The sequence below is a fragment of the Acinetobacter bohemicus ANC 3994 genome (assembly GCF_000367925.1).
GTDB lineage: Bacteria > Pseudomonadota > Gammaproteobacteria > Pseudomonadales > Moraxellaceae > Acinetobacter > Acinetobacter bohemicus.
Genome location: NZ_KB849164.1, coordinates 1,144,898 through 1,170,042, shown reverse-complemented (window position 1 = coordinate 1,170,042; position 25,145 = coordinate 1,144,898). Strand labels below are relative to the sequence as shown.

Genomic DNA, 25,145 nt, shown 5'->3' with positions numbered 1-25,145 from the left:
GAATATGAGTAAAATGTACTTAGGTATATTTATCCATTAATTCTACAATGATGATAAAAGAGGGCGGTCATGAATGAAAAAAAAGAATGTCATGAATGTTTAGTGTGTGGAAAAACTTTCCCAATTAAAAGCCTCATTCCAATGGGGATGATACGAAAAGTGATTACAGAAGAAATTTCACATAATTTTCCAGAGTGGTCGCCTCAAGACTATATTTGCCAAGCAGATTTGACCAAGTATCGAATTCAGTATGTTCATTCCTTATTAAAATCGGAGAAAGGGGAAGTCACTGATCTTGAATATGAAGTGATTAAAAGTATGCAGCAGCACGAGCTCATCACAAAAAATGTTGAGAATAAACTGGATCAACACTGGACTTTAGGAGAACGGCTTGCTGATAGAATAGCGACGTTTGGCGGAAGCTGGGCATTTCTAATTTGTTTTGCCATATTTTTAGCCGTGTGGATTACTGTGAATACGGTCGTTGTGGTGGTTCATCCTGCCGATCCTTATCCCTTTATTTTATTAAACTTAATCCTATCTTGTATAGCCGCCATTCAAGCGCCGGTTATTATGATGAGCCAAAATAGACAAGAAGCAAAAGATAGATTGCGTTCGCAGAATGATTATCAAATTAACTTAAAAGCCGAGCTTGAAATCCAGCATTTACATGAAAAACTCGATCATCTTTTAATGCATCAGTGGGATAGACTTGCTCAAATACAAGAAATTCAACTGGATTTATTATCTGAAATGAGCAAAAAGTATTAACAATTTATGGGTATTTTTATTGAAGATCTAAGACAATTGGATTAATTTAACTTTTTAATTCATGATTAAAAAATACAATCTTATTGGGTTTTTATATAAAAAACCATCTAAGTGAGGACTGTTACATAATAGAACAGTGATTTAATAAAAATGACATCAATTTGAAATTTTTATAACCAAAAATATAAACCATAATTACATAATATCTTGGAATTTTTATGCTTATTTTAGGAATGGGACTGGTCGCTATTTTATCTATTCTTGCTATTTTAGCGATTGTTTTAGGTTTAACGAGAAGTGACCCTTTATTTGTGATGGTGGGGATTTTACTATTGGTAAGTGCATTACTGGTATTTATGATGTTTAAAAATAACCTGACGAACCCTTTTAAAGATTAATCTTTGGCTGAAAGAATATAAAGACTGGCAGATACATTTGAGTGTTGAGTTGTTGCTGCAATTGCCATTTTTTCTAACGAAAAGCTATCTGCAAATATGACTCTAAACCAAACCTATTTTTGCACTGAAAATATTGTCATATCAAAGGTAGGCTTTGCTTAAATCATGAAAGACCGCTTGAAAGGGCGGTTTATCATTTTTCTAAAAACAACAAGAATAGATGACAAATGGAATGCTTGGTCATATATTAATCAATAAGCGTATGATAGAAAATTCATGATAATAAAGAGAGTGTTTATGAACTTTATAAAATATACATGTTATCCATTCTAATAATTTTAACTGGGCTATTTGCCAATATGGCCCTGTCGTTGGACTAAATTTATCTATTTTTAAAAGGATAACATAATGACTAAAATGCTAAAAAAAGGATTATTTGCTGCGGGTCTTTTAATTGTTGCAGAGCTAACCATGGCATGTACTCGTGTGGTTTATCTCGGCGATAATGATGTAATGACCGCGCGTTCTATGGACTGGAAAAGTGATATTGGTACAAATCTATGGATTTTACCAAACAAGGTGAAGCGTAATGGTATGGCGGGACCGAATTCGATAAAGTGGACTGCCAAATATGGCAGTGTTGTTGCAACAGGTTACGATATTTCCACGACGGATGGCGTAAATGAGAAAGGCTTGAATGCAAACTTACTTTGGTTGGTTGAGTCTGAATATCCTGATATTAAAAATAAGACTAAGCCGTCATTAAGCATTTCATTATGGGCACAATATGTCTTAGATAATTTTGCAACAGTGAATGAAGCAATTGCAGCATTAGAAAAAGAACCATTTGTAGTGGTGACAGATGCTGTGCCTGGTGAAAAACGTCTTGCCACATTGCATTTGTCTATTTCAGACGCAACAGGCGATAGCGCAATTATTGAATATATTAATGGAAAGCAGGTAATTCATCATAATCGTGCTTATCAGGTGATGACCAATTCTCCTATATTTGAACAACAACTTGCGTTAAATAGTTATTGGAAACAGATAGGCGGTACAACCATGTTGCCTGGAACGAACCGTGCTGCAGACCGATTTGCAAGAGCGTCATTCTATATTAACGCTATTCCAAAAAATGCAACGCCAGAACATTCTTTGGCAAGTGTATTTAGCGTGATCCGTAATGCTTCAGTACCATTTGGTTTAAATACAGAAGAAGAGCCAAACATTTCCTCTACGCGCTGGCGTACTGTTGTCGATCATAAGAGAGGATTGTATTTCTTTGAGTCTGCGGTATCACCAAATGTGTTCTGGGTAGATTTAAAAGACATTAATTTTAATGATGGGCAGGCTAAAAAACTGGAATTAGGTCAAGATCAGGCAAAAACCTATGCGGGGAAAACCAATTCATCATTTAAGGTCACTCAACCCTTCGAGTTTCTAGGTACTAAATAATGCAAAAAATGATTGAGCTGGTCTGATATACATGTAAACCCATCTCTGGATGGGTTTTTAAATACCATTTTCTCATTGATGGTGTGTATGAAATATTTGATTATTGCTTAGCGTTCTTCTTTATGGGGAATGTCTTGTGCTTTGATTATTTCAAAAGGTGCAGGGTGCAAAGTAAGCCAATAATCTTTCAGCATTGTGGTTATGTCGCTTTCAGAAGATAGTAAATTTTAAAGAATAATCATAAGAAGTGTGTACAAAAAAATTAACTGATACTCTATTTTTTTAAATTTAAGATACTGTTTTAACTATTTTATTTTCCAATAAGTTTATATAAATTTAATATAAAAACATCATGATGCATTGTATGAAATATACTTTAAAATATTGCAAATTGACTATGAAGTATGGAACATAAGAGTGCCGCAAAATAATCCTAAATTTATATTAGAACAAATTTATAATTTCATTGTAGAAAAACCAACAATCGATTCTCAAAGTCAATTTATGCAATTGAAGACTTTTTTGAGTGCATTACATGAGAGCGATAAGTCTACATTTGAAGCTGTAAAACCTTATAACTATAAGGGTGTATTTAATGGTAAACAGCAAACCATATTGGCTCATGCAGCGCCAAGTTTTCTGCAAAAAAATGAATTTTTACATTGGATGAGCAATCAATTAGAGCAATAAAAAGCAATCTAAAATGAACCACCTTCGAGTGGTTTTTGAATGGTCAAAATTGATGAATAGCATCATCATACCTATCATTAGATTGAGTCGAGCAAGATAAAGCAGCATATGTAGGATTACCCGAAATCCGACCAAACATTGTTATAAAATTTGAGAGGCTATTACCTGCATTTTATGCCTTGTTTGTGTTGTTTAGTGAAAATGTTGTATGGCTGAAATGGCACATTCTCTAATTAAATTGAGGCAATGTGATTCAGATGGGGAGTGATCTGCTAATCTATAAAGAACAAAAAAATAGAATTTACTTATGAAAAGATTAATTTTATTAAGCTGTTTATTTATTTCAAGTGCTGTATTTGCTTCAGGCAATGAAGCTCAAATATGCAGTGAAATAGCAGATCTTGCTGCAACAGTCATGCAGCAAAGACAGGATGGCGTGCCGATTGAAACCCAAGAAAGAATAGCATTAGAGTTTGAAGGTGATTCTAAGGATGTATATGAGCTTATAGTTGAGGATGCATATGACCAATTATTACTCAATACTGATTTGGGCAAACAGCAAATCGTAGATAATTTCCGTAAGCATTATTTTGAACTTTGTATGGGGGAAGAAAAGTAGGTATTTATATTTTTAATTAGTCATGCTTGATTGCAGTTTTTTATTGTCCAAAAAGGGGAATGGTGTTCATTGACCACATTAAATAAATACTGCATTTTTTAACATACTGCCATGCAGCATAGATCTGCCTCACTACGATTATAGACAAATATTTGAGCTAAGACATTGCCAGCTGAGAGATACAATTTATTGAAATAAATAGAAAAACTGTCAGAAAGAGTAGTTTCTTGTTTATGCAGGGCTAAAGTTTAATGCAAAATGAATAGACGATTTTGAAATTTTGTTGTAACCAATAAAAATGAGCCATCTTTATATCATTCACGGTAAAACAATTTCAATATCAGTAATTGTTTTACCGTGTTTTTAAGAATTAAAACATTTTAAACCAATAGATTATTGGATTTTACGGCAGGCGTTGACACCGCAGCGAACTGTTTAAAGTCGGAACCAGAAGGTGCCTGATAAATTTTCAACCCAAATTCTGGAATAATTGCAATCAGATGATCAAAGATATCGGATTGTATTGCTTCATAATCCTTCCATACCGTGGTATTGGTAAAAGCATAAATTTCAAGGGGTAAGCCTTCACTGGTTGGTTGTAATTGGCGAATGATCAATGATTGATTTTGTGCAATGCCTGAATGCTGTTTAAGATAAAATTCGACATAGGCCCGAAATGTACCTAAATTAGTTAAACGGCGTTGGTTGTATAAAGACTGGTTAGACAATTGTTGATTGAAATTTTCTAACTCATCTTGCTTTGTATCTAAATATTGATCTAACAATAAAAATGCTTTCAGTTTTTTCTGTTCATCTAGACTCATGAAATGCACACTACTTTGATCTATAAAAATAGATCGTTTGATGCGACGAACCCCAGCATGTGCCATACCACGCCAGTTTTTAAATGTATCAGTGACTAATTTATTGGTTGGAATGGTGGTAAAGGTCTTATCAAAATTTTGCACGGTAATGGTATGTAATGACATATCAATGACATCGCCATCTGCATTTAAGGTTGGCATTTCAATCCAGTCGCCAATCCGAACCATGTCATAAGATGAAATTTGAACTGATGCAACCAAAGATAAAATAGTATTTTGGAACACGAGCATAAGTACCGCAGCCATGGCTCCGAAGCCTGCAAGTAAGGTAAAAACATCTTTTTTAAGGAACGTACCTAAAATCATTAAGCCACAGACAATAAAAATAATCAGCTTAACCAGTTGTAAATAGCCTTTAATGGGTTTATTTCTGGATTTTGGATTACGTTGATAAAGCAGATTAAAAATACTTAAGAACTCACTAATTGCCAGTGCAATGGTGAGGAAAATAAATGCTTGTGCGGCCATTTGAACAAATGTGATGATTTTTTCTGAAAGATATGGAACAGTCACGATTCCATTCATAATCACAATAGCGGGGACAACATTTGCAACGCGGCTGATCACACTGTGTTGGGATAAAACTTCATTATTGGCAAATTTCATTTTGGAAATGAGTTTACGAATACCTCGAACCACCACTTGTTTGGCAATAAAGTTGGCGAGGGCTGCCAGCAAGATTAACAGGCTTAGCGAGCTCAGCATTTCTAACCATGGAAATTGATCTGACCAATCTTGAATATTCTGTATAAAAGCAAAATGCTCCAAAAGTACACCTTTAGCATCGTTATTTAAAAATTCTTTATAGTTTATATAGTTATATTTTAATTAGAGTTAAAGGTAACGTTTTATATACATGAACTCAAACTGAATTAACGACATGAGTATCGAAATTGAGCTAATTTTTTGGATATTGGTTGGAGTGCAGCTTATATGAACATAAGTTGCACTCTTTTTAATTATAAATGCGCTGAACTTACCACATTAAATCATCAGGAATAACATATGCTGCGTATGGATCTTCTTCATCTGTGATTTGTTCATTCTTTTCAGAATTATTGACAATAATGAAGCCTTCCATTTTGTCATTGATACGATCTGCTAAGGCTTTTGGTAAAATGGCATAGCTATCACTTTCTTTAGCAACCACCAATGAACCAGAAACAAGGGCATTATAAATTTGTTGATTGAGATAAATCTTTTTGACTTTACTCTCATCAATAAATTGATAGGACACTTCGCCATCGATATCACGAATTTTATGCTGATTGATCATTTGAACAATGGCAGCTTTCAGCTCTTTACCTTGCAATAGACGTTTTTTCTCTAAGTCTAAAGCTTGGTCTTTTTCAAGTTTCTCTTGTTGATCTTGTGCAATTTTCGCTTTTAATTCAGCTTCATCGCTTTGCCCAGTACGTTGCTCATGAACTGCCTGTTTAGACAGTTTTTTAGCCTTTTTATTATCGACTAAACCTGCTTTTAGTAATTGAGCCTGTAATGCATTTTTGACCATAATAAATTCCGAAACTACTCTTGAATACGTCGATAACGAAAATAAATAACCCAATATACGATGCTCAGTATCCAACTTAACAACGCAGGGACAAGGAATGAATTTAATTTTAAATAAGGATAAATCATACTGGCAACCAAGCCACCCAAGAAAAACCCAAATAAGATGACTAGATGTAGAATAATTCGTCTTCGATCTACATTTAAGCCACGTAAGCGATAACCTAACGCTAAACCTAAATCAGTCAAAACACCAGACAAATGGGTGGTGCGAATAATTGTGCCTTTGTAGTGGCTGATCATCGCATTTTGTACGCCCATCGCTACACATGCCCAAAGTAAGGCATAACGCGGAAAATAGGGCAAAAAAGCCCAACATAGGACAATAAAAAAAGCCACCAAGTTTAAAGGTAAACCATAACGGCGCCCTAAACTAAAGTGGCTATTTCCAAGAATAAATCCGCTATAAAATGAACCGACCACATAACATAGAACAACTAAGGCTAAGTAGATGATGGTGTTTGGTTGCCCATGTAGCAAAGCCATCGTCAACATGCTGACATTGCCTGTCATATGTGAAACGGACTGATGCAATACCGTCACCAGTCCAAGGACGTTAATCATTCCTGCATTTACTGCAAGAAAAAAAGTACCTAATTGCACCCAAGGCGGTAAAGTTTGAAAAGGCATAACGTCATAAAAAATACTTAATAATGACTATCTTAATCTAAACCGCGGTCAACAGCAGCAGTAAAAAGCACATCTGTAGAAGAATTTAATGCAGTTTCAGTTGAATCCTGTAACACACTAATCACCATACCAATGGCAACCACTTGCATGGCAATATCAGAACTAATCCCAAATAAGCCACAAGCCACAGGAATAAGCAGTAAAGAACCACCTGCAACACCAGATGCGCCACATGCTGAAACAGTTGCGATCACAGATAAAATCAACATCGTGGTGAAATCAGTCGCAATTCCCAAAGTGTTGACAGTTGCTAAGGTCAGTACGGTGATGGTGACAGCTGCACCAGCCATATTAATGGTTGCACCTAATGGAATAGCCACATTTGCAGTGGATTCATTGACCCCTAAACGCTTGGCTAAATCCAAGTTGACTGGAATATTTGCAGCCGAACTACGGGTAAAAAAGGCAGTGATACCACTTTCACGTAGACATTGAAACACTAAAGGGTATGGGTTTTTACGTGTAACAAATGCCACCATAATTGGGTTGATGACCAATGCAACAAAAAACATCGTGCCAATCAGCACAGCCAATAAGTGAGCGTAGCTTTCTAGTGTACTTAAGCCTGCTTCAGCAAATGTAACAGCAACCAGACCAAAAATACCCACAGGAGCAAAATTAATCACTAAACGGATGACATGGTTGACTGCTGTTGCAGCATCCGTCAACACCACTTTGGTGGTTTCACTTGCGTGACGAAATGCAGCACCCAAAGCAACAGCCCACGCCAAAATACCAATGAAGTTTGCTTCACTAATGGCAGTCACAGGATTCGCCACAAAGCTTAAAAGTAGATTTTTGAAAATTTCACTTAAGCTACCGGGTGGTTGTAAATCGGCTTGTGTAGAGATGTCCAGAAACAACGTACTTGGAAATACAATACTGACAATGACTGAGGTAAACGCTGCTAAAAGCATCCCAATAGCATACATCAGTATAATCGGTTTGATGTTAGTACCATGTCCGACTTTAAAATTAGCAATCGATGATAAAACAAGGACAAAAACCAAAATAGGCGCAACAGATTTAAGTGCTTTAATGAACAAGTCACCCAATAAGCTTAAATATGGAGCAACATTCGGGAACACAACAGCAACGCCAATACCTAAAATAATGGCGATAATAATTCGGGAGACTAAACTCAAACGCATTAAAGCATAAAACATAAGGGTGCCTTGTTAGACATACGAAGACTAAAAAATTTACAAATATGCGCAGCATTTTATACCGAAAAGGGGAACTGCTAAAAATTAATTTTTATATAAAAACTAACTGTTTATTTTTAAAGTTGATATTTCGATTTTTAAAGATTTTTTAATTCAAATTTCAAAAAATTATAGAATATAAATGTGTTAAATGGACAGCATTAAATTCATTTTGATAAAACGTAAAATAGATTTCAACTTCAAAAATGAGTAGGCAATGAGCTTAGTTTTAAGCTGAATGAGGGGCTATTGCTTCGCAAAGCCAATTTCTCTCATATGCTGATTTTTTAGTCATTGACCATATTTTATTATTGAAGCATGCTTTGGTTATTTAAAAACCTCGGGTGAAAGTTGCTGCATCGCTTGGAAATGAGTGAGATAAATTTTCCCACTTAAATGCTTTAATAATTTGGAATGCTGTAATTTATCCATAACAGGGCCCTTAATTTCCGATAAATGTAATTTAATATTCAATTTATTTAATTCAGCATTTACGTCCTCCAACATTTCTACCGCACTTAGATCAATTGAACTGATACTTGAGCAATTAATCACCACATGTTCTAAATCAATATGCTGACTGACAGCATTAATTAAAAAACCTTTAAAAATATGAGCATTTAAAAAGTTTAAATTTTCATCAATGCGCATTGAAAGTAATTTAGATGAAGTCAGTACATGATGACGTTGGATATTTCTAAAATGTTGCGTACCTTCAATTAGGCCAATAACCGCAATATGCGGGCGACTAATGCGCCACAATAAAAGTATAAAGGTCGAGACAATACCGATAATTAAACCTGTAGAAATATCAATACAGACCACCCCAAAAAAGGTAATCCACATGGCAATTCCATCTGCTTTTGAATAACGCCACGTTTCGATAAAAGGTTTGAAATCGACTAACTTCCAAATGGAAACAATAATCGTGGCCGCCAGAATGGCTAAAGGCAAATCACGAAAAAAACCTGTGAAATAAAGGCTGACCAACACAATTAGAAGGGATGAAAAAACACCGGCCATTGGAGTTTTAGCCCCAGAGTCTGCATTAACAACGGTTCGAGATAAGCTTCCTGTGACTGGAAATGCAGAGCTTAAACCGGCACTTAAATTGGCCAAACCTAAAGCGACCAACTCTTGATTGCTATTTAAGTCACTGCGTTGTTGTAAAGCTGTCGCCTGAGCAATGGATAGTGATTCGACAAAGCTAATCATGGCAATCATGGCCGCACCGGGTAGCAAAGTGATGACCAAATCCATATTCCAGTAGGGCATGCTAAGGGGCGGAAACCCTGAAGGGATTTCCCCGACGGTTTTAATGCCAATTTCCTTTAAGTTCAGAAAATAGACAGCAGCAATTGAAACGACCACGAGGACTAAAGGCAAGGCTTTTGAAATAAAAGCGGTAGAACCTATTCGGCTTTGAATGGCATTGGAGCTTAATATTTTTGGCATGTAGATGAGAAAGCACAAAGACAACATGCCAAAAATGAAGGTTTCAATATTGCTATAACGGATGTACTGCCAAAAACTGAGTAAAAATTCAGGAATATTATTGGCTGCTAATGGCACATCGACCAGAAATTTGAATTGTCCTAAAGCGATAAGTAATGCCGAAGCAATAATAAAACTCTTAATGACAGGATGGCTAATGAGTTGAATGAGAAAGCCAAATTTTAACAGACCTAACAATAATGAAATGACGCCAACCATAAAAGCCAGTAAACAAGCCGCTTGTATATAGACTGGGGAGCCGACTTCAAACAATGGATTTAAAGTCGCAAAGGTCATCATGGAAATAATTGCAACAGGACCAATAGAAAGCGTAGGGCTACCACCGACCATAGCATAGATCATCATCGGGAGGATACTGGCATACAGCCCCATTATAGGCGGTAAACCTGCAAGCATGGCATAAGCCATGCCTTGTGGAACCAGCATCGCAATCACAATAAATGCAGAAAGAAGATCCGATTTAAATTTAGCTTGGTTATATTTACGAAGCCATTGCCAAGCAGGCAATAATGTCATGAAGCGAGAATTTAAATCTGACATACCTAAATCTAAATCATTATTTTAGATATATTATGCACAAAAAATGCTAAGAAGTCTTAACCGAATAAAGTTCTTTATTTAATTTTATGCTATTTATCTGATTAAATTATATTTTTAGGGCAATATAATTGATATAGCGTATTTAATACGTGCACTAACTTTTCATCTTTAATGGAATAAAAAATTTGCTTACCATCACGGCGAGTAGAAACCACATCACTTTTGCGTAACATCATCAATTGTTGCGATAAAGTCGGCTGATTAATTTGTGTTATTTCTTCTATTTGTGAAACATTTAACTCTTGTTTAGCAAGGTGACATAAAATAAGTAAACGATCTGTATTGGCTAATGATTTTAATATGGTGACGACAATATCCACAGAATCATGCATAGATGCAATTTCAAGATCGGTGTTCATATATTTCTCATGTTACTTGACACTAATACATGCAGTATAATGCTTCAATAATTGAATACATTAAGAAAAAGTTATATTTTCAATTCTTTTTAATGAACATTAATATCAAATATTCTTATATAAATTAAAATAAGGCACTTAATTTAAGATAAATGCCTTATGCTGGTGCAAAATATCATGAGCTGATGATTATTTACTAGATTGTTTAAATCCTTTTAATTCTTTTTCAGTAAAATGAAGTGCTGTAATTATTGCTTGCTGCATTTCAGAATCATACCAACTAAAAATAGCTGATATTTTTTCTTCAAAATCATCACTGATCACAAGGCAATCATCTTTAACACTCAATGCAGCATTTTGTTTAAGGATTGAAATAAAGCTTTTTAAGGTCGCACTATCAAAATAATAACCAGACTGAATTTTTTGCGTTTGAGAAAGTTTTTGTAATACAGCTTTGCTCATGTTTTCTAACTCTTTGAGCGTCAACGACTGAGTTGGAGCATATTGTTGCAGTAATGCTGAAATGATCAGCATATTATTCAGGCTAGCACTGGATAAATGTGCGAGTGATAAAAGCTTACTTTGCATGTGCTCATCTAATGTCATTGAAACCGTATTATCTTGAAGAATAATCCAGCCTAAATGGTCTAAACTATTTATAATTGAACTAATTTCATTTTCTAATTCATCTAAATTCCATTTTAAGAAGAACTCTTCTTTAAAATAAGGATACATATTTTTGATGGTGTCGATTAAATAATGACATGAGACTTTTTTATAAGACTGAATCAGCATGGCAACTAATGCCGGAAGAATAAAACAGTGCAAGATATTGTTACTAAAATAACTGAGTAAAATTCTTTGACTTTCGGCAACACGAATCCAGGTTTCATTATTTTGGCTAAAAGATTCAACTTGTTTTAACTTGATGGCATATTGAATAATATCAACAGTAGATAACTCAGTCATCATCATTCTTGGATCGTATTTTACGTTATTGAGTAAATAACGATACTGTTCAATTTGCGAGATTAAATCATTTTCATTTAAAGCATGATTTTCTGTATTTAATAAAATAAGTGAGATCAATGAAATAGGATTGACCACAACCGCTTTATTAATGTTTTCTAAAATTGAATTTGCCACTTGGTCTACAGTTTGAATGACAGGTTGTGGTAATTCATCATGAATATTTAATTTGATCTGATCTGCATGATTGGCTGTTAAAACTTGATCGAGAAAAATAGGCTCACCAAAATTGACATGCACTTGACCAAAGATTTTTTCAATTTTTCGTGCTGAACTTAAAATGCCCCAAATCGATTCGGCTTCCTTGGGTTTGCCATTTAATTCATTTAAGTAAGATGTACCTTCTATTAACTTTTCATAGCCAAAATAGGTTGGAATAAAAGCAATCGGTTTGGTTGCACCACGTAAATGGCTTTGCACGGTCATCGAAAGCATGCCTTTTTTCGGTGGTAACAGCAGACCTGTACGTGAACGTCCACCTTCAATAAAGTATTCTAACGGTGTATTTCGTGATAAAAGACTGTGTAAATATTCTTTAAAAACAGAAGTATATAATTCATTTCCACTAAAGGTTCGACGAATAAAATAAGCGCCAGCACCACGCATGATTTGCCCGACTACAGGTAAATTTAAGTTAATACCGGCTGCAATATGCGGAACCATTAAGCCGCGATTGAAAATCACATAAGAGAGCAGCAAGTAGTCGATATGACTGCGATGACAAGGCGTATAGACAATTTCATAATCTTTGGCTAACTCGCGGACGGTATCGAAATTATGCACTTCAATACCATCATATAGCTGCGTCCATAACTTGGTGAGCGCAATTTCAGCAAAACGCAAAGTTGAATATGAAAAATCAGAAACCACTTCGGTTAAATAACCTTTGGCACGATTTTCGGCTTCAAACATACTAATTTTATGATCAATACTTTCTTTGCGAATCGCGTCTTGAACTGTTTCAGTTTTCATTAATTTATTAATCAGATTACGACGATCTGATAAATCGGGGCCTAAAATGGCTTCTTTGTATTTATTAAAATTTGAATTGAGTTCTTTGACAATAGAATGCGCAGGAGAAAAGTTTGGACGTTCAACTTTGGCTTTTTCAATTGCAGCTTTCAGTGAAATAGGTTTGTGAAACTCAATGTAGTTTTCACGCCCATATAAGGAAATATTCAAGGCTTGTTTTAATTTGGATGGGGTAGACCAAGCATCAGAAAATAAAGCCTTAAACCAAGAATCTTCATATTCAGGTGAGCGTCCCCATAAAACAGTCACAGGCACAAGTTCAATATCGTATTCAGGGTATTTTTCTAACACTTCAATCATTCGAATCAATTTTGCCGAATAATGATAAGCCTCACTTTTTGAGCTGGGCATATTCAATGCCAATATTGAATCTTCTTCTTGAAATTCTTGAATCATTAAAGGGGCAAAAACAGAAGGCAGTTTACGCGCTTTGGCTTCAGTGTCGATTAATACCGTGTTACTTAGCGATGAATCTTGCAACACATAACAGATTAATTTGTTCTCGAATTGGTTTTCTATATTTTTTTCTAATTCGGTGGTGTTGCCTAAGACTTGAGGAGTGACGATCTTATCTAGGAGTTTTTGCGTAAATTGGCGATAGAATCGGCTATAACCCTTATTAGACATCGTATTCCCTAAATTAGTTTTCATTTGAATGATATTGTGTGCAATAACATGAATAAATACAAACTTTATTGATGACAAATAAGTCATTTAAGTTGTAACTAGGTAAGAAAATTTGAATGTTGATGATCAACAAAATTTCTATTTTTTAGCTTTAAATAAGCCAGTAAAGTTGCATAAAAATTGAATTAGAAAAGCTTATCTTCAATGTATAAATGGCTTATGATGACGCCATGACTTTAAAATCAAAAATCGCTCAAGGAGTTAAAATGAGTACAGATTCTGCTTTTCCAACACCAAAAAATTTAGGTATCGCGGTTTATAGCAATAATGCTGAAGCGATTGGCAACACGCCATTGATTCGTATTAATCGTTCAATTTCGTCACCTGCTACAGTATTGGCTAAAATTGAAAGCCGTAATCCTGCTTTTTCTGTGAAATGCCGTATCGGTGCAGCTTTAATTGCAGATGCTGAAGAAAAAGGTTTACTGAAACCGGGCATGCATATTGTAGAACCCACCAGTGGTAATACGGGGATTGCGCTTGCATTTGTTGCTGCTGCAAAAGGCTATGCGATTACTTTAACTATGCCTGCAAGTATGAGTATTGAACGCCGTAAAGTGTTAAAAGCCTTTGGTGCGAACTTGGTGCTGACTGAACCTGCAAAAGGGATGAAAGGTGCCGTTGATGAAGCAGTTCGTTTAGCCACTGAACAACCTGAGTTATATTATTTACCACAACAATTTGAAAACCCAGCCAATCCTAAAATTCATGAGCAGACCACTGGCCCAGAAATTTGGGAAGCGACAGGGGGTAAGGTTGATATTTTAGTTGCTGGCGTAGGTACGGGTGGTACGATTACGGGTATTTCTCGCTATTTTGAGCAAGTTAAAAATCAACCGCTTTATTCAGTTGCAGTTGAACCAGCTGAATCGCCAATTATTGGGCAAAGCAAACGTGGTGAGGCATTGACCCCTGGACCACATAAAATCCAAGGCATTGGTGCGAATTTTATTCCTAAAAATCTAGATTTAGATTTAGTCGATGAAGTGATTGCTATTGAAGGTGCTAAAGCGATTGAATGGGCACGTAAAACAGCAACACAGGAAGGCATTTTGGTAGGAATTTCAAGTGGTGCAGCAATGGCAGCCGCAGCTGAATTGGCAGCACGCCCTGAAAATGCGGGAAAAACCATTGTGGTGATTTTCCCTGATGCCGGTGAGCGTTATTTGTCTTCTGTATTATTTGAAGATATTTCTGCTGAATAGTTTTTAGTTTTTTAGCTCATCGTTTCAATGTTTGACTTAAATCTGAAAAAATCAGCTTTAAGTCAAACAGATTGCATCATTATTTTTATAGTATTCAGAAATGTGTAATAGATATCCTGTATTTCCAAATCCACGCTGTTCTAAACGTTCAATTGTTAAGTAAGCCTTTATAAATTTTATCTAGTAATCGAAAAATCTGGTATGTAAAAGTCTATTTTTGTCTATCGTTATTCATTTATAATATGAATCATCATTTAATTTTGCTGACACAGCATATTCGGAATAAATGGACATTGGAAATTTGTCTAAAAAAGTCGATGATGTATCACCGTTACATATAGAAAATAGTAGGACTTCGATTAGTGTTTGAGCTTGACTGTAAATTACTCAGTGTTTTTCTGTATATTTATAAATATAAAAGTGTTTCGCTTGCAGCCGAATATCTGTCGATGAGTCAACCGACAGTCAGTAACATTCTGAATAAAATCAGACAACATTATAACGATCCTCTTTTTTTAAGGATCGGTAATGAGATGGTTCCAACCGAACTTTCTAAACAACTTTTTCCTTTGGTTAGTGAGGCGCTGAGTAAGGTTGAGATTATTAATAATTTTACCATTAATTTTGACCAATCGACTTCACAGCAGAAATTTACCATTGCCATGACCGATGTTTCACATTTGGTTTTATTGCCTAAAATTTCCCAGTATTTAAAAAAACACGCTTCACATATTCGTTTAAATGTTCGCGGTATTACCTCTGAAACCAGTTATCAAATGGCCAATGGTGAAATTGATTTAGCCATTGGTTTTTTGCCAAATCTGGAAAATGGTTTTTATCAACAAAAATTATTTGAACAATATTATGTGGTGATTGCTTCAAAAAACCACCCTCGACTTAATAGTAATAATTTGACGATTGAACAATATTTAAGTGAGTCACATATTGATATTGATGCAGGAATGGGGCATTACCATATTGAAAATGAACTGTTAAATTTAGAATTAAAACGGAATATTTTAATGCGACTCCCGAGTTATTTAGGGGTCGGGCTGGTGGTTCAGGAAACCGATGCAATTGCGACGGTGCCTTATTATTTAAGTGAAGTTTTATTGTCACGTGGTAATTTACAAATTTTTGATGCCCCAATTACCTTTCCAACCTATGCCGTAAAACAATATTGGCATATGTCCTGTCATCATAAAACCAGCCATCAATGGTTGCGTCAGATGTGTTATGAATTATTTAGTCAAATGAATGATTTAGATGGTTCAAGCTATGGCATTATTCAGCAATAATCAAAGCATAAGATAGGGTTTAGAGTTTTCGATTACTTGCATCACTTAAATTTATAAGGATGGGAAAGTGATTGGCATAAATGCCAATCACTTCTTGATTGAAACAAGGCTTAACCCACGGAAGATATTTTATCTGGTGTCATGAGTGCTTGATTAATATAAAGTTTGATTAAGCGTTCTCGTGAACCAATTGATTTTTGATAATGCGTTGAATTGAGTAATAAAGACGCACCATAAGTCACTGTCCAGACATAAGATAAATAATCGCGAATAGACATCGCGCTATCTAAAGATTTTAGATATTCATCCGTCATGTCCTTGATTTCAATAATCCGTTCTTCCCGTACTTGATATAATTCCTCAAATAATTCTTTTAATTTTTTTTCGTTATTGGTCAAGCGGTCTTCAATGACATGCAATAAAATTGTGCGGTTAGAATTGAGCATGTTGTAAAGCATGTATTGAGAAACATAGGTTTTAATATTATTTTTATATTTCTTTGAAATTTCTAATAGTTTTCTTTCATTTAAAATAATCAGTTCTAAATAAAGCTGATTTTTACTTTTAAAATGCTTATAAATTGTACCCTTGGCAATATCAAGTTCAGAGGCGAGTTCTCCAAGCGTAATATCCTGATTGTTATCTAGCAACAGCGTTTCTGCCATGGCTAAAATTTTCTCTTTACGTAATAGAAAATTTTGTTGGCGTACTGTATTCATTGCAATTGTCCCAAAAAGACATTAAAAAGCGAAGTGACTATATACTATATAAAATAGCAATGAGTATTCCACCATTGTCGAGTATGACTGGCAATTAATATTTTAAATAAATATTTTATTTTGACAAGTTCTATCAACTGCATAGCCATAATTAAAAGTCAATCAATGAGAACCTTAGAGGTCAAGAATCATCAATAAAATTCCAATTGAGGAATAATTATTTTATTGTCTTTTTACACTAAAAAATAGACTCACTGAGCAAATGCAAAGAGAAGAATATTCTGATCAGGCGGTCTTCCAGTCGTCTATTTAACGGTGAGGTTTTATGATGAATCATTCAATTCAAAGTAATTTATAGAAAAGATATTGTATTCAACCATGATTCGAATGGACATATTCTTAATTTTGAACACATAGGGTTATGTCTTTCAAATTTAGGGTTCATGTTAAACAACAAAATTTAGAAATTAGGATGAGAAAATGATTGTTATTGTAAATGCTGTTCGTACCGCAATGGGTGGTTTCCAAGGATCACTATCTTCATGTACAGCACCCGATTTAGGTGCTGTTGCCATTAAAGAAGTGGTTGCACGTTCAGGCTTACAGCCATCAGATATTGATGAAGTGATTTTTGGTTGTGTTCTGCCTGCGGGTTTAAAACAAGGTCCAGCACGTCAAGCCATGCGTCAGGCAGGTTTACCAGATTCTACTGGCGCAACTACCATCAATAAAATTTGTGGTTCAGGTATGAAAGCGGTTATGCAAGCTGCTGATGCAATTAAAGCCGGTTCTGCACAAATTGTCGTTGCAGGGGGCATGGAGTCTATGAGCAATGCACCATATTTACTTGAAAAAGCACGTGCAGGTTACCGTATGGGGCATGGTAAAATCATAGATCATATGTTCCAAGAAGGTTTAGAAGATGCTGAAACAGGTCTTTCTATGGGCGTACTTGCACAAGACATGGCAGATCAAAAAGGGTATACCCGCGAACAACAAGATACTTTTGCGATCAGCTCTTTAAATAAAGCGGTGACTGCAATTAATAATGGTTATTTCAAAGCTGAAATTGTCCCTGTAACGGTATCTGGTCGTAAAGGTGATGTCATTGTTGAGCAAGATGAACAGCCTCTTAATGCCAAAGCAGATAAAATTCCAACTTTACGCCCAGCATTCAAAAAAGATGGTACGATTACTGCTGCAAATGCCAGTTCAATCAGTGATGGTGCATCTGCACTTGTTGTAACTTCAGGTGACATTGCAGCTGAACGCGGTCTTGAACCGATTGCGAAAGTTGTAGCTTATGCAAGCAACTCCCAGCATCCTTCTGAATTCACCATTGCTCCAGTGGGTGCGATTGAGAAAGTCTTAAAGCAAACGGGTTGGACTGCTACGGAAGTTGATCTTTGGGAAATTAATGAAGCTTTTGCAATGGTCACTATGGCAGCTATTGATGCCTTTAATTTAGATCAAAGCAAAGTCAATGTGAATGGTGGCGCTTGCTCACTAGGACATCCATTAGGTTCATCCGGTTCGCGTATTATTGTGACATTAATTCATGCGTTAAAACGTACTGGTGGTCAAAAAGGTATTGCAGCATTATGTATTGGCGGTGGTGAAGCAACCGCAATTGCAGTTGAACTGATCTAAAAAATTTCTATTTATCATGTAAATAAGCAATATATTTGATCAAAAGATGACTTGTGAAAGAGGTCTCTTATACATAAAAAACAGCAATTAAAGGCTGAAATTAACACACTTAATTTCAGCCTCGGTTGGATTAGATTAATACTTCAATATCAGTCAGTGGGAATGCAACACAACTGTAAATCCAGCCAAAATTACGATCTGATTTACGCAGATGTGCCTCTTCGGGATTAAACACTTGACCAGAGATCAATTTGACACGACATAGGCTGCATTCACCTGAGCGACATGCATTTTCTACAAAATAACCATTACGTTCTAAGCTGTTTAATAGTGGCTCACCAACTGTGGTTTTAAACTGTCCTTTGCCTTTTACAGTAACCGTTACTTCTTGCGTTAAGCAAATCTCAGTTGGCCAGTGCTGTTGTTGATGGGGTGTTTTAGGTGCCCCATTTGCTTCAACACGAATTCTTTTCGCTGGGACAGCCAAATCAGCTAATAATTGCTGACAGCTTTGATTAAAAGGCGTTGGCCCACAAATATAAAACATTTTATTTTCAAGTGAAGTACCCAATAAGCTGGTTAAGCGCTCTTTGCTTAAACGGCCAGTTTCGCCCTGATACTGGGCAGTCGGACGAGTAATGATTTCTGTCAAAGTAAAATGATCATACTGGCGTGCCAGTTCACGCAGTTCTTCTGCATAAATGACATCATTTTCAAAGCTATTGAGATAAATAAGATGAAAGCGTTGTTGTAAATTTTGATCTAAGATATTGAGAAGCATACTGCGTGCAGGCACACTGCCTGAACCACCCGCTAAAAAGACTAAATCATTGCCATGAAAGAGTGGGTTATGATGAAAATTCCCCATTGGGCCACTGCTTTGAAACTCCTGTCCAATCACGACTTGATCGACCAAATAATGAGAGACAAACCCACCGTCTGCTTTTTTAATGGTCAAATCATAATATTGGTTTTCTGAAGGAGACGATGCAATCGCATAAGGTCGTGCAGTATAAGTGCCTTGAATCGTCAAAAATAAGTTGATGTATTGTCCAGCCTGAAAAGCAGGCAGGGGATTTTTATGCTTAGACGCCAAACGAATGGTTGTGGTTGTTACTGTTTCTTGAATAATCTCAACTACAACTAAATTCAAACGTTTCGGATGTAAGGTCTGCATGATGTTGGCAATTTGACCTGTATATTCAGAAAAATCTGTACCACTTTGTTCTAATGCATTTTTGGCCTGAATAATCTCTTGATAACCGGTCACGGCATTGAGGACTTGAATATTAGACATAACTGAACTCCTGTTCTGATCTTTTATCGAGCTGTTGAGCAGCGGCTTTTGCCGTGGCTACACCTGCCATATAGGTGGGTTGGAAACCGCCCATCGATGTCCACGCACCTGCAAAATAAAGTCCTTGTATGTGATTTAAGCGTTCTCGAATTAAACTGGAATCTTCTGGGGTTTGTCTAAATCCATAAATTGCACCGCCTGGCGTATTTAAATAGCGCATCATAGTCAGCGGTGTTGCAACTTCAACTTCTTGAATATGCTGACGAAGATTAGGATAAACCTGCTCAATTAAATTGATCAACTCATCTGCAAAGCGGTATTTGGTTTTTGCATAATCCTCAGCTTTTACTTTTTCCCAAACATCTGCATATTGCAAACAGACAAGTACGACTTGGCTTTTGCCTTGTGGTGCTGCATCAGGATCATCAAAGTTATAACACGTCAGCATGCCTGAAATTGGACTGTCAAAACTTTGCATGTTGGCATAGGTTTCAGACCAATCCATGGTGGACGAAATGAAGGTGGATGGTGCATTGATATTGAGTTGTTCAGGAGTACAATCTAGACCCAAATAAATCACAAATGCAGAAGTCCCCATACGACGCGACTTAAAATCTTGTTGTACTTGTAATGGTGAAGGTTGATCCAACATTTCATTAAAAACCAAAATTGGACTGGCATTAGAAATAACGGCTTTGCACTGAATTTCAGAGCCATCTTCAAGTTTGACCGACTTGACTGCTTGATGCTCTGTTATGATTTTATCGACACTGCAATTAAATCGGACTTCACCCCCTGATTCTAAAAAGGATTCAAGCAGCGCATTGGACATGGCTTGTGAACCACCTTTGATATGCCAAGGTTTAAAAATAGCGTAGGCATAAATCATGACGGCGAGATCTGAAAACAAGAGTTCTTTAGGTGGTACACCTGAATAAAACCAATAGGCTGCGACAATACTAATCAGCGTTTGATCAGTAAAAAATTCATTCAAAACATCATGTGCTGTTCGTAAACCGTAGCGCTTAAAATAAGGGCAGAACTGCTCTAGAAGTTCGGTACTGTTATTTTTTTGCGCTTGTGGCAATGTAGTAAAACTTTCAACAGAAACTTTTTCACATGCCAGCATAAATTGATCGATATTTTCACTTTCTAAAGGAAAGTGCTCTTGTAGTATTTTACGGATGCCTGACCAACTTGCAGGCAGGGTAATATCAATTTGATTTGGAATGGCTAAGCGGTATAACGCATGTTCCTGAACAAACTCAACTTTATCCATTACACCAAGTTGTTCAAAGATATGTCGCATGATAAAAGGGCTTTGTTCTGTGCCTAGACCACTGAGCTGATGTAGTGCAACTTCAAATTCAAAATCGCCTCGAACAAAAGAGGTGGCACATCCACCAGGAATATTATGGCGTTCGACCAATAAGGTCTTTTTACCTGCTTTTTGTGCAGTGACGGCTGCTGTGAGTCCAGCATTTCCTGATCCAATCACCACGACATCAAATGTTTGCATCTTGATCTCCAACTTATCAGTGTTAAGATTTGGTTAAAAAAATATGATTGCGTTACGGTTTTTTAAAGATTTAAATCAAATACTATGCTTCAGCAAAATGAATCGGTTTTAAGTCATCAAATTGTGCAGTTTGACCAGACATACGGCTTTGCACCATTTTTAAAATATCTTGTCCGTTTAATATGGCAGATTGCAGCATCACCGTATGGTCTAAGGCTTGGGTAACTGAATGATCACGACTGTAAATCAAGCTTCGTTTAATGCCTTGAATTGCAATCGGTGGTTTTGAAGCAATATTTTTAGCCACTGCAAAAGCATGTTCCAATAAAGCTTCTGGTGTTTCTAAAACTTTAACTGCTAAACCTAAGCGATAAGCATCTTCCGCAGTTAAAGTATCTCCAGTTAAAGCCAAGTAACGTGCAACATTAAAAGGAATTTGATGCGGCAAGCGTTGTAAAACGCCGATATCCGCCATCATACCGATATTGGTTTCTTCGATTCGAAATTTGGCTTGATTGGAAACAAAACAAAAATCACACGCAGCAATTAAATCAAAGCCAGCACCGACACAACTGCCATGCACTGCAGCAATCACAGGAAACCGCACCTTTTCAAGGCAGGTCAAAGTTTCCTGCATTAAGCCAAGGCTCTGCATAGTTCCTTCACGATCGATGGCATTGGCTGCATGAAATTCAATTTGATTGCTAAACATGTCTAAATCTAAACCACCGCAAAAGACTTTGCCTTGACCCGAAATGATCAGTGCTCGAATTTGCCCAGTTTTATTTAACTGTTGAATCGCTTGTGGAAATTCTCTCCAAAATGAAAGATTTAAGCTATTGGCTTTTTCTGGTCGAGAGAGTTGTAAATGGGCGATTTGATCGGCCACTGTGATCTGAAAACATTCATAAATTTGAGTCATTATTTTATCCGTGTGATGTTTAAAAATTACTCTACTGCTAAATCTTAACACTGTAAAGATGCAGCAAGCAGCATTTTTAAATTTATGCTAGGATAAATGCATGAAGAAAAAATGATTTGAAATATATAACTCATGAGCAAAATAGCGAATCGGAAGCATTACCATGTCGGTAATCTTGAGTCTCAACTTATTGATCAAGCAAAGAAAATGCTTGAAGAAGTGGGGCCGGATAAATTGTCAATTCGAGCAATTGCGGAACAGCTAGGCGTGAGTGCAACGGCTGTTTATCATCACTTTGCCAATAAAGATGAACTAATTAGTCACTTGGCAGCAGAAGGGTTCAATCAACTCGAAAAAGTATTGGTTCAATGTCAGGTCAATGTTGAAAATCAAAATAAAATGCAGATTTTGAGCAGGACTTACATGTTATTTGCGTTTGATCATCCTGCAATGTATCAACTGATGTTTGGTTCACAGTTGGCGCACAGTGAAATGAATGGCAAGCTACTAACAGCACGTAAGCAAGCCTATGCTGTGGTAGAACAATGCGTGGCTGATGTTTTGGGGCAAGATATTCAATCTAAAGAAGTGCGATCAGCTGCTTTAGCGGCATGGTCTTTTGCACATGGTTTAGCATCTTTGATTATTCACAATGTTTTTGAAGTATCTGAACAAATTTCAAAAGATGCTGTGATTGAAAAAGCATTATTGGGCTTTAATCAATTGGTTAAAGTTCATATGAATACTTAAATTAGTCACCTTTTCTAATAATGAAATTCATGGTGTCGGATTCACAAGGTTTTGTTTTTGTATATTAAGCACTGTGACTTTTGAATAGTGATAATGCAAAAGCCCCACAAATAAGTGTAATGCCAGTCAGTTAAGAAATTGACTGGCATTTTATTTTTTAAATTCATGATGTTATTCGATACACGGAAATGTCATCCGCAACTGTTCGAGGCAAGACTACTTTGGAAAAGTATAGTTTCTGCGATTTATTAATTAATAAAAGGGATTTGACGAGTTTTGCGGTGAGGCGCACTGCGCCGCAAGATGCCTTTCTTGCGAACTCAAAATATATTTTGAGTTTCTCATTTGGGCTTATCCAAAGTAATAGATGAGTTCCAAGTATTTGATTTAAAAATATAAGACTCCGTTGTAAAGAATTAAAAAGTTAAGGAGTCTATTACCAAACAGCTTAACTGATCAGCATTACCACAGATAAGTGCAATCCTGTTCACTGAAGCATTTTTAAATCCTCCCCTTGCGAAACAGTGTTTCTCATCCTTTTTCAAAGGAGGGAGTTTCAAGAATATAAAATTATTTTAAATTCTAGATAGTTCCCCTCTTTTTCAAAGAGGGGTTAGGGGAGATTTTTAAATGAGTAATCATTGAATTACTCTTAAGTGAAAAGTATTACTACAAATAAGTGAGGCTTAAGCATTTGATTTTTATGTTAAGCAATAAAGCGTTGAACTGCTTGATTAAACTCATTTGGACATTCAATGTTTGAAATATGCGAGGCATTAATTTCAAACATTTGAGCATTCGGAATACGATCCAACATAAATTGACCATCTGTCACCGTAGTTACAGGGTCTTGCATACCCGCAACAATCAAGACTGGAACAGTGATGTCTTTGAGTTGTTCACGCAGGTCCGCTTTAGCCAAAGCTTCACAACAATTTGCATAACCTTCTGCGCTGCTAGCTGCGAGGTCGTTACTCAGCGTTTCCACAATTGTTGCTTGGCTTTGGATAAAGGGATCGGTAAACCAACGTGATGCTGCAGTCGCGGCAATCGGGCTGAGGCCCTGCTCACGAACCAAAGTTGCACGATCTAGCCAAGCTTGTTCTTGACCAATCTTAGCAGCGGTATTGCAGACAATCACATGGTTAAAACGTTCAGGTTGATGGATAGCGAGCCATTGACCTGTTAGACCACCCATGGAAATTCCACAGAATGTAGCCTTATTAATATTTAAGTGATCCAATAAATGGATAACATCTTGCCCTAATTGCTCGATGCTATAAGGCCCTTGAGGTGCAGTAGATGCACCATGACCACGCGTGTCATAGCAAATAACAAAGTAATCATTTTTAAAATGATTAAATTGCTGTTGCCACATCCCATAATTAGTCCCGAGCGAATTTGAAAAAATAACCGCAGGTTTATTTGCATCACCAAAAGTTGCGTAATTGATGGTTGCATCATTTGAAATAAATGTTGGCATAAAATTCCTCCTTGCGAAGCAATACTTCTCACCCTTTAAAAAGGGAGGGGAAATATCTTAATATAGTTATGATGTGTTAAACCCGTTGAATAATGAGCGCGATGCCTTGCCCGACACCAATACACATTGAACACAAAGCGTATGTTCCGCCTGTGGCTTCAAGTTGGTTCAGTGCTGTGGTGACCAAACGTGCACCCGATGCACCGAGTGGATGACCCAAAGCAATCGCACCCCCATTTGGATTGACTTTGTCTGAACCATCAGCAAGACCTAGGTCACGTGTGACAGCCAACGCTTGAGCTGCAAAGGCTTCATTGAGTTCAATCACATCCATTTGCTCAAGGGTTAAACCGGTTTGAGCTAAGAGTTTTTTGATTGCAGGTGCAGGACCGAAGCCCATAATGCGCGGTTCAACCCCGACTGTGGTTGCGCCAATAATTTTGGCACGGGCTTTTAAACCGTATTGTACAATCGCATCATCCGATGCAATCAGTAGCGCTGCTGCACCATCATTAATCCCTGAGGCATTACCCGCCGTTACCGTACCGTCAGCTTTTACCACAGGTTTTAGCTTGGTTAAGGCTTCAAGCGTGGTGGCACGTGGATGTTCATCCTGAGCGATGACCACAGGCTCGCCTTTACGCTGCGGAATAGTGACCGGAATGATTTCTTGTTCGAAGAAACCACGTGCTTGGGCATCTGCGGTGCGTTGTTGGCTAGTAAGCGCAAACTGATCTTGATCGGCACGGTTAACATTGAACTGTGCTGCCACATTTTCAGCAGTTTGCGGCATGGT

General features: G+C 36.7%; 22 protein-coding genes. 9 read left to right on the top strand and 13 right to left on the bottom strand.

All coding sequences use genetic code 11. The annotated features are described in order from the left end of the window. Nucleotides 1–69: 69 nt before the first annotated feature. From F994_RS05385 to F994_RS05365, 5 genes are all read left to right on the top strand, one after another. Nucleotides 70–771 (top strand): DUF1003 domain-containing protein, encoded by a 702-nt coding sequence (locus F994_RS05385; RefSeq protein ID WP_004649139.1) that lies wholly within the window; start codon nt 70–72, stop codon nt 769–771. A 218-nt stretch (nt 772–989) separates the two neighbouring features. Continuing rightward, nucleotides 990–1,169, top strand: coding sequence for a hypothetical protein (locus F994_RS05380; protein WP_004649138.1), 180 nt, complete (start codon nt 990–992; stop codon nt 1,167–1,169). A gap of 408 nt (nt 1,170–1,577) precedes the next feature. Then, complete coding sequence (locus F994_RS05375) at nt 1,578–2,624, top strand: linear amide C-N hydrolase (protein WP_004649137.1); 1,047 nt, start codon at nt 1,578–1,580, stop codon at nt 2,622–2,624. A 417-nt stretch (nt 2,625–3,041) separates the two neighbouring features. Further along, the gene (locus F994_RS05370; RefSeq protein WP_004649136.1) at nt 3,042–3,314 is read left to right on the top strand and encodes a hypothetical protein; all 273 of its coding nucleotides are present in this window, start codon (nt 3,042–3,044) and stop codon (nt 3,312–3,314) included. 307 nt (nt 3,315–3,621) lie between these two features. Continuing rightward, the gene (locus F994_RS05365; protein WP_004649135.1) at nt 3,622–3,933 is read left to right on the top strand and encodes a hypothetical protein; all 312 of its coding nucleotides are present in this window, start codon (nt 3,622–3,624) and stop codon (nt 3,931–3,933) included. A gap of 380 nt (nt 3,934–4,313) precedes the next feature. Here the strand turns inward: F994_RS05365 and F994_RS05360 are convergent, their stop codons facing one another. From F994_RS05360 to plsB, 7 genes are all read right to left on the bottom strand, one after another. Further along, nucleotides 4,314–5,585 (bottom strand): mechanosensitive ion channel family protein, encoded by a 1,272-nt coding sequence (locus F994_RS05360; protein WP_004649134.1) that lies wholly within the window; start codon nt 5,583–5,585, stop codon nt 4,314–4,316. 208 nt (nt 5,586–5,793) lie between these two features. Further along, the gene (locus tag F994_RS05355) at nt 5,794–6,330 is read right to left on the bottom strand and encodes a DUF2058 domain-containing protein (protein WP_004649133.1); all 537 of its coding nucleotides are present in this window, start codon (nt 6,328–6,330) and stop codon (nt 5,794–5,796) included. Nucleotides 6,331–6,344: 14 nt separating this feature from the next. Further along, entirely contained in the window at nt 6,345–7,019 is a 675-nt protein-coding gene (locus tag F994_RS05350) for a YoaK family protein (RefSeq protein ID WP_004649132.1), read from the bottom strand. Between the two features lie 32 nt (nt 7,020–7,051). After that, nucleotides 7,052–8,245: a serine/threonine transporter SstT gene (gene sstT, locus F994_RS05345; protein ID WP_004649130.1), complete on the bottom strand. Its 1,194-nt coding sequence runs from the start codon at nt 8,243–8,245 to the stop codon at nt 7,052–7,054. Between the two features lie 366 nt (nt 8,246–8,611). Beyond that, a complete protein-coding gene (locus tag F994_RS05340; protein WP_004649129.1) occupies nt 8,612–10,339 on the bottom strand; it encodes a SulP family inorganic anion transporter in 1,728 nt (575 codons plus the stop codon). 101 nt (nt 10,340–10,440) lie between these two features. Then, a complete protein-coding gene (locus F994_RS05335) occupies nt 10,441–10,758 on the bottom strand; it encodes an ArsR/SmtB family transcription factor (protein WP_004649128.1) in 318 nt (105 codons plus the stop codon). A gap of 189 nt (nt 10,759–10,947) precedes the next feature. After that, nucleotides 10,948–13,446, bottom strand: coding sequence for a glycerol-3-phosphate 1-O-acyltransferase PlsB (gene plsB / locus F994_RS05330; RefSeq protein WP_004649127.1), 2,499 nt, complete (start codon nt 13,444–13,446; stop codon nt 10,948–10,950). Between the two features lie 266 nt (nt 13,447–13,712). Between plsB and cysK the strand changes: the two genes are divergently transcribed. Further along, the gene (cysK, locus tag F994_RS05325; protein WP_004649126.1) at nt 13,713–14,711 is read left to right on the top strand and encodes a cysteine synthase A; all 999 of its coding nucleotides are present in this window, start codon (nt 13,713–13,715) and stop codon (nt 14,709–14,711) included. A 362-nt stretch (nt 14,712–15,073) separates the two neighbouring features. Next, the gene (locus F994_RS05320) at nt 15,074–16,009 is read left to right on the top strand and encodes a LysR family transcriptional regulator (protein ID WP_004649125.1); all 936 of its coding nucleotides are present in this window, start codon (nt 15,074–15,076) and stop codon (nt 16,007–16,009) included. A 110-nt stretch (nt 16,010–16,119) separates the two neighbouring features. Here the strand turns inward: F994_RS05320 and F994_RS05315 are convergent, their stop codons facing one another. Next, complete coding sequence (locus F994_RS05315; protein WP_004649124.1) at nt 16,120–16,728, bottom strand: TetR/AcrR family transcriptional regulator; 609 nt, start codon at nt 16,726–16,728, stop codon at nt 16,120–16,122. 480 nt (nt 16,729–17,208) lie between these two features. On the opposite strand from F994_RS05315, the gene F994_RS05310 reads away from it, so the two are divergent. Then, nucleotides 17,209–18,378 (top strand): thiolase family protein, encoded by a 1,170-nt coding sequence (locus tag F994_RS05310; RefSeq protein ID WP_004649123.1) that lies wholly within the window; start codon nt 17,209–17,211, stop codon nt 18,376–18,378. A 130-nt stretch (nt 18,379–18,508) separates the two neighbouring features. Here F994_RS05310 and F994_RS05305 read toward each other — a convergent pair whose 3' ends face one another. The 3 genes from F994_RS05305 to F994_RS05295 form a co-directional block, all read right to left on the bottom strand. Next, on the bottom strand, nt 18,509–19,675 hold the full coding sequence (locus F994_RS05305) for an FAD-binding oxidoreductase (protein ID WP_004649122.1): 1,167 nt from the start codon (nt 19,673–19,675) through the stop codon (nt 18,509–18,511). Beyond that, a complete protein-coding gene (locus F994_RS05300) occupies nt 19,668–21,194 on the bottom strand; it encodes a phytoene desaturase family protein (protein WP_004649120.1) in 1,527 nt (508 codons plus the stop codon). The genes F994_RS05305 and F994_RS05300 overlap by 8 nt, the downstream gene beginning before the upstream one ends. A gap of 82 nt (nt 21,195–21,276) precedes the next feature. Further along, a complete protein-coding gene (locus tag F994_RS05295; protein WP_004649119.1) occupies nt 21,277–22,116 on the bottom strand; it encodes an enoyl-CoA hydratase-related protein in 840 nt (279 codons plus the stop codon). A 132-nt stretch (nt 22,117–22,248) separates the two neighbouring features. Here F994_RS05295 and F994_RS05290 point away from each other — a divergent pair, with 132 nt between their 5' ends. Then, on the top strand, nt 22,249–22,866 hold the full coding sequence (locus F994_RS05290; RefSeq protein ID WP_004649118.1) for a TetR/AcrR family transcriptional regulator: 618 nt from the start codon (nt 22,249–22,251) through the stop codon (nt 22,864–22,866). A 706-nt stretch (nt 22,867–23,572) separates the two neighbouring features. Here F994_RS05290 and pcaD read toward each other — a convergent pair. After that, a complete protein-coding gene (gene pcaD, locus F994_RS05285; protein WP_004649117.1) occupies nt 23,573–24,349 on the bottom strand; it encodes a 3-oxoadipate enol-lactonase in 777 nt (258 codons plus the stop codon). Nucleotides 24,350–24,425: 76 nt separating this feature from the next. After that, nucleotides 24,426–25,145: acetyl-CoA C-acyltransferase (locus F994_RS05280; protein WP_004649116.1), on the bottom strand; the 720-nt coding region annotated here is incomplete at its 5' end.

Excerpts from the sequence above, each read along its gene's own strand:
- F994_RS05300 (WP_004649120.1), bottom strand. The coding sequence starts at position 21,194 with ATGCAAACATTTGATGTCGTGGTGATTGGATCAGGAAATGCTGGACTC.
- cysK (WP_004649126.1), top strand. The coding sequence starts at position 13,713 with ATGAGTACAGATTCTGCTTTTCCAACACCAAAAAATTTAGGTATCGCG.
- F994_RS05295 (WP_004649119.1), bottom strand. The coding sequence starts at position 22,116 with ATGACTCAAATTTATGAATGTTTTCAGATCACAGTGGCCGATCAAATC.
- F994_RS05355 (WP_004649133.1), bottom strand. The coding sequence starts at position 6,330 with ATGGTCAAAAATGCATTACAGGCTCAATTACTAAAAGCAGGTTTAGTC.
- pcaD (WP_004649117.1), bottom strand. The coding sequence starts at position 24,349 with ATGCCAACATTTATTTCAAATGATGCAACCATCAATTACGCAACTTTT.
- F994_RS05385 (WP_004649139.1), top strand. The coding sequence starts at position 70 with ATGAATGAAAAAAAAGAATGTCATGAATGTTTAGTGTGTGGAAAAACT.
- F994_RS05380 (WP_004649138.1), top strand. The coding sequence starts at position 990 with ATGCTTATTTTAGGAATGGGACTGGTCGCTATTTTATCTATTCTTGCT.
- F994_RS05305 (WP_004649122.1), bottom strand. The coding sequence starts at position 19,675 with ATGTCTAATATTCAAGTCCTCAATGCCGTGACCGGTTATCAAGAGATT.
- F994_RS05365 (WP_004649135.1), top strand. The coding sequence starts at position 3,622 with ATGAAAAGATTAATTTTATTAAGCTGTTTATTTATTTCAAGTGCTGTA.
- F994_RS05340 (WP_004649129.1), bottom strand. The coding sequence starts at position 10,339 with ATGTCAGATTTAAATTCTCGCTTCATGACATTATTGCCTGCTTGGCAA.
- F994_RS05375 (WP_004649137.1), top strand. The coding sequence starts at position 1,578 with ATGACTAAAATGCTAAAAAAAGGATTATTTGCTGCGGGTCTTTTAATT.
- F994_RS05290 (WP_004649118.1), top strand. The coding sequence starts at position 22,249 with ATGAGCAAAATAGCGAATCGGAAGCATTACCATGTCGGTAATCTTGAG.
- F994_RS05315 (WP_004649124.1), bottom strand. The coding sequence starts at position 16,728 with ATGAATACAGTACGCCAACAAAATTTTCTATTACGTAAAGAGAAAATT.
- plsB (WP_004649127.1), bottom strand. The coding sequence starts at position 13,446 with ATGTCTAATAAGGGTTATAGCCGATTCTATCGCCAATTTACGCAAAAA.
- F994_RS05310 (WP_004649123.1), top strand. The coding sequence starts at position 17,209 with ATGATTGTTATTGTAAATGCTGTTCGTACCGCAATGGGTGGTTTCCAA.
- F994_RS05350 (WP_004649132.1), bottom strand. The coding sequence starts at position 7,019 with ATGCCTTTTCAAACTTTACCGCCTTGGGTGCAATTAGGTACTTTTTTT.
- sstT (WP_004649130.1), bottom strand. The coding sequence starts at position 8,245 with ATGTTTTATGCTTTAATGCGTTTGAGTTTAGTCTCCCGAATTATTATC.
- F994_RS05335 (WP_004649128.1), bottom strand. The coding sequence starts at position 10,758 with ATGAACACCGATCTTGAAATTGCATCTATGCATGATTCTGTGGATATT.